Origin of the sequence: Mesorhizobium sp. M7A.F.Ca.CA.002.05.1.1 (assembly GCF_003998335.1) — a bacterium.
Classification (GTDB): Bacteria; Pseudomonadota; Alphaproteobacteria; order Rhizobiales; family Rhizobiaceae; genus Mesorhizobium.
This window is the reverse complement of sequence record NZ_RZQI01000539.1, coordinates 1-4,145: the sequence shown is the minus strand read 5'-3', so window position 1 is coordinate 4,145 and position 4,145 is coordinate 1. Positions and strand designations below refer to the sequence as shown.

Annotated in this window: 6 protein-coding genes; 4 read left to right on the top strand and 2 right to left on the bottom strand. The window is 62.7% G+C overall.

Annotation, left to right across the window (positions count from 1 at the left end; all coding sequences use genetic code 11):
* The 4 genes from EN939_RS39240 to rnhA all read left to right on the top strand — a co-directional run.
* On the top strand, positions 1-120 hold a 120-nt coding region (locus EN939_RS39240; RefSeq protein WP_335930801.1), incomplete at its 5' end, for an SURF1 family cytochrome oxidase biogenesis protein.
* A gap of 88 nt (positions 121-208) precedes the next feature.
* Complete coding sequence (gene ispH / locus EN939_RS23410; RefSeq protein WP_023808604.1) at positions 209-1,219, top strand: 4-hydroxy-3-methylbut-2-enyl diphosphate reductase; 1,011 nt, start codon at positions 209-211, stop codon at positions 1,217-1,219.
* 5 nt (positions 1,220-1,224) lie between these two features.
* Positions 1,225-2,187, top strand: coding sequence for a homoserine kinase (locus EN939_RS23405; protein WP_127270022.1), 963 nt, complete (start codon positions 1,225-1,227; stop codon positions 2,185-2,187).
* Between the two features lie 11 nt (positions 2,188-2,198).
* Positions 2,199-2,729 carry a ribonuclease HI gene (rnhA, locus tag EN939_RS23400; protein ID WP_127270020.1) on the top strand — a complete coding sequence of 177 codons (531 nt, stop codon included), beginning with the start codon at positions 2,199-2,201 and terminating at the stop codon, positions 2,727-2,729.
* 133 nt (positions 2,730-2,862) lie between these two features.
* Here the strand turns inward: rnhA and EN939_RS23395 are convergent, their stop codons facing one another.
* Positions 2,863-3,339 carry a DUF2938 domain-containing protein gene (locus tag EN939_RS23395; protein WP_127270018.1) on the bottom strand — a complete coding sequence of 159 codons (477 nt, stop codon included), beginning with the start codon at positions 3,337-3,339 and terminating at the stop codon, positions 2,863-2,865.
* A 75-nt stretch (positions 3,340-3,414) separates the two neighbouring features.
* Positions 3,415-3,897, bottom strand: a complete 483-nt coding sequence (locus EN939_RS23390) for a peroxiredoxin (RefSeq protein ID WP_127270016.1) — start codon at positions 3,895-3,897, stop codon at positions 3,415-3,417.
* Between the last annotated feature and the right edge of the window lie 248 nt (positions 3,898-4,145).

Sequence of the window (4,145 nt, the reverse complement as noted above, 5' to 3'; positions counted from 1 at the left end):
GTCACCATCATCGACCTCCCGAACAGCCATCTCCAATATGCGATGACTTGGTACGGGCTTGCCGCGGCGCTCGCAGCCGTGCTCATCCTGCGGCTTCGCCGTCCCGCGAAAGACGAATGAACGCGGCTGATGCCCCCTTTCAACCGATGCCCTTGACAGGGCAGGGGTGCGCACTTCATTTCGGCTTTGATCAACCGGCCCGGATTTAATGCTTCAGACAACCACCAAACCACCTCTGACGATCCGGCTCTGCCAGCCGCGCGGTTTTTGCGCCGGTGTCGACCGTGCCATCCAGATCGTCGTGCTGGCGCTGAAGAAATATGGCGCGCCGGTCTATGTCCGCCATGAGATCGTGCACAACCGCTACGTCGTCGAGGGGCTGCAAAGCCTTGGCGCCGTCTTCATCGAGGAACTCTCCGAGATACCGGCCGAACATCGGCAGTCGCCCGTCGTGTTCTCGGCGCATGGCGTGCCGAAATCGGTGCCGGCGGATGCGAAGGCGCGCAATCTCTTCTATCTCGATGCCACCTGCCCGCTGGTGTCGAAGGTCCACAAGCAGGCGATGCGCCATCAGCGGCTCGGCCGCCATGTGCTGTTGATTGGTCACGCCGGTCATCCCGAAGTGATCGGCACCATGGGCCAACTGCCGGACGGAGCGGTGACGCTGATCGAAACCGAAGCCGATGCCGCAAAGCTCTCGCCCGCCGATCCGCAGGCGCTCGGCTTCGTTACCCAGACCACATTGTCTGTCGAGGACACCGCCGGCATCATCCGCGCCTTGCAGGATCGCTTTCCGGCGCTGCAGGCACCAGCGGCGGAATCGATCTGCTATGCCACCACCAACCGCCAGGAAGCCGTCAAGGACACCGCGCCGGGCGCCGATCTCTATCTGATCGTCGGCGCCCCCAATTCCTCCAATTCGCGACGCCTTGTCGAAGTGGCGGAGCGTGCGGGCGCTACGATGTCGCTTCTCGTGCAGCGCGCCGCCGAGATTCCGTGGAATGACATCGGCAACATTTCGACGCTTGGCCTGTCGGCCGGCGCGTCGGCGCCCGAAATCATCGTCGACGAGATCATCGACGCGTTCCGGCAACGCTTCGATGTCACGATCGATCTTGCCATCACGGCCACGGAAACCGAGGATTTTCCAGTCATGCGGGTCCTGCGCGATGTCGAACTGACGCGGGCCGACATGGCCTTCGTCAATGGAGCCGCGTAAGGCACATGGCGGTCTACACCGACGTTGCGGAAGGCGAACTCGGCGCATTCCTGAAGCACTATCCGGTCGGCGATCTCCTGTCCTACAAGGGCATCGCCGAAGGCACCGAGAACTCGAACTTTCTGCTGCACACCTCCAGCGGCTCCTACATCCTGACGCTCTATGAGAAGCGCGTCGAGAAGGCGGATCTGCCGTTTTTTCTGGGGCTGATGGGCCATCTCGCCAACAAGGGCGTGTCCTGCCCGCTGCCGGTGACCGCGCATGACGGCAGCGTCATCGGCACGCTCGCCGGCCGGCCGGCGGTCATCATCACCTTCCTGGAAGGGCTTTCGTTGCGGCGGCCCACAGCAACGCATTGTGCCGAGGTCGGCAAGGCATTGGCGCAGTTGCATCTGGCCGGTGCCGATTTTTCGATGACGCGTCCGAATGCCCTGGCCATCGACGGCTGGCGCAAGCTCTGGGATGCAGCGCGCGATCGCGCAGACGAGGTCGAGCCGGGCCTAGCGGCCGAGGTCGATGCCGACTTTGCCGATTTCGAGCGCAACTGGCCGAAGGACCTTCCCAAAGGCATCATCCACGCCGATCTTTTCCCGGACAACGTTTTCTTCCTCGGCGAAAAACTGTCCGGCCTGATCGATTTCTATTTCGCCTGCGACGACCTCTACGCCTATGATGTCGCCACCTGTCTCAACGCCTGGTGCTTCGAGAAGGATTTTTCCTTCAACCTCACCAAGGGCAAGGCGCTGCTCGCCGGCTACCAGAGCGTCCGGCCCCTGAGCGACCAGGAACAAGCTGCGCTGCCGGTGCTGGCGCGCGGTTCGGCGTTGCGCTTCATGCTGACCCGGCTGTACGACTGGCTGACCGTCCCCGATGGCGGGCTGGTGATGAAGCGCGATCCGACCGAATACATCAGAAGGATGCGGTTCCACCGGGCGATCAAATCTCCTTCGGAATATGGATTGGCCTGATATGGGGTATCATGAGCAAACTGGTTGAGATCTTCACCGACGGCGCCTGTTCGGGCAATCCCGGCCCTGGCGGCTGGGGCGCGATCCTGCGCTTCAACGGCACCACCAAGGAGCTTTCCGGCGGCGAAGCCGAGACGACCAACAACCGCATGGAACTGTTGGCCGCCATTTCGGCGCTGAACGCGCTGAAGGAGCCGTGCACGGTCGACCTTCACACCGACAGCAAGTATGTCATGGACGGTATTTCCAAGTGGATCCACGGCTGGAAGAAGAACGGCTGGAAGACCGCCGACAAGAAGCCTGTGAAGAACGGTGAACTTTGGCAGGCGCTCGACGAGGCCAACAAGCGCCACAAGGTCACCTGGAACTGGGTCAAGGGCCATGACGGTCATGTCGAGAACGAGCGCGCCGACGAGCTTGCGCGCGAAGGCATGGCGCCGTTCAAGAAAGGTCCGTTCAAGCCTGCAGCAGCGGCAAAGCCTGCTGCGCCGGCCAAACAACCGGCAATCGCGAAAGTGCGGCGCTCTACCCAGAGCTATTGATTTCCGGAGCGGCGCGGCTCTCAGGTACGAAGAAGCGGATCAGCCGGCGGGGGTGGCAACTACTACGATATCGGCGCGCACCGCGTTATCTACTGCTGGCTGCCGATCGACTGGCCAGCGCAGTTGTAGACCCTTATCGGATCAGCAGCGCCGTGCCCCAAAGCCCAAGTGCGAACACGGTGTGCGACACCAGATTCAGCGCCCGGATCAGCATCGGGTTGGGCCGCTTCGAGGCCGCCCAGCCGGCGCCCATGCCGGGTGCCAGCAGGAACCAGCCGGCGCCGACGGTGACGATGCCGAGGATGAAGGCCGGCAGGAATGTCGGCGCGGCAAGCCAGCCCGCTCCGGCCAGCACCACCAGGATGATGCCGTAGACGATGCCGACAAAATAGTGAAAGGCCCAACCCAGCGCCTTTTCATGCACGTACGGTGCGGCACCGCCGATATCGTCGTGGAAGACCTTGTCACGGAGATGCCAGACCCAGCGACCGACCGGCCCCCAGTTCGGCCGTGGCTGGCCGAACGCCTTGTGCAGGAAGATGGCCCAGAGATCCATCAGGACGGTGGCGCCGATGCCGATCGCGATAGCGCGCCAGAACATGTCAAACATCGCTAGAATCCCCCCAAACGCAAGCCCTGGGCTACAAGCGCGATCGTCGTTCCACACCCCACGCCGCGCTGAACTTCAGAGCTGTCCCAGAATATGAGCCGCGCCGGACTCGTCGACACCAGGCTTGGTCTCGACATTGAGCGCGGTGACCTTGCCGTCGTCGACGATCATCGAAAACCGCTTCGAACGCAGCCCCATGCCGCTGGCGGAAAGGTCATTGTCGAGGCCTACCGCCTTGGCGAAATCGCCACTGCCGTCGGCGAGGAACATGATCTTGCCCTCACCGCCGGTGAAGTGCGCCCAGGCGCCCATGACATGGACGTCGTTGACCGAAACGACGGCGATGGTGTCGACGCCGCGCGCCAGGATGGCATCGTGGTTCTCGAGATAACCCGGCAAATGGTTGTTGCTGCAGGTCGGTGTGAAGGCGCCGGGAACCCCAAACAGCACGACCTTCTTGCCCGGGAAGATCTCGGCCCCGGTGATCGGCTTGGCGCCATCGGCGGTCATCGTCTTGAAGGTCACGTCAGGCAGCTTGCCGCCAACGGAAATGGTCATGGATTCCTCGCTTGGGAAAATGGGGAAGGACGTGTCTTTGCCTAGCGAACCCGACGGCTTCCTGCAACCGTTGGGGTGGGCTGGATCAAGGGAAAGGCAGACCCCCTTCGACCGCGCCCGCCGAACTCGTCAGCGTATAGTGAAGCCCGCCATCGGTCGGCGTCGTCGAGGGGCGATCGAGGATCGGCACGGTGAAGATCAGCTTGCCGTCCTTTTCGCTGCGGGCAGGGGTGCCGAACATGTAGTCC

Excerpts from the sequence above, each read along its gene's own strand:
- EN939_RS23405 (WP_127270022.1), top strand. The coding sequence starts at position 1,225 with ATGGCGGTCTACACCGACGTTGCGGAAGGCGAACTCGGCGCATTCCTG.
- rnhA (WP_127270020.1), top strand. The coding sequence starts at position 2,199 with ATGAGCAAACTGGTTGAGATCTTCACCGACGGCGCCTGTTCGGGCAAT.
- EN939_RS23395 (WP_127270018.1), bottom strand. The coding sequence starts at position 3,339 with ATGTTTGACATGTTCTGGCGCGCTATCGCGATCGGCATCGGCGCCACC.
- ispH (WP_023808604.1), top strand. The coding sequence starts at position 209 with ATGCTTCAGACAACCACCAAACCACCTCTGACGATCCGGCTCTGCCAG.
- EN939_RS23390 (WP_127270016.1), bottom strand. The coding sequence starts at position 3,897 with ATGACCATTTCCGTTGGCGGCAAGCTGCCTGACGTGACCTTCAAGACG.